Annotated in this window: 1 pseudogene; it reads right to left on the reverse strand. The window is 53.4% G+C overall.

Going from position 1 to position 234, the window contains the following annotated elements:
- Positions 1-234, reverse strand: a pseudogene (gene flgK / locus SB719_RS22690) (flagellar hook-associated protein FlgK); the annotation flags it as partial.

Below are 234 nucleotides of genomic sequence, written 5' to 3' on the forward strand. Positions count from 1 at the left end.
GGTACTGGTGGAGAGCATATTGTCGATTTTCGACATCTGCTCATAGCGGGCAGTCAGACCGCTACTTTGCGTCTGCGCCGCACGTAACTGGTTGGTAATAAACGCATCATACTCACGCTGCACACCAGAAACGTAGACACCATTGCCAACCCAGCCGCCAGCGCCCAACGTGCTATTGGCCTGCGCCATAATAGTGGTTTGGCGGGTATATCCGGCAACGTTATAGCTGGAGAT

Source organism: Pantoea sp. SIMBA_079, from assembly GCF_046940275.1.
Taxonomy (GTDB): Bacteria; Pseudomonadota; Gammaproteobacteria; order Enterobacterales; family Enterobacteriaceae; genus Pantoea; species Pantoea borealis.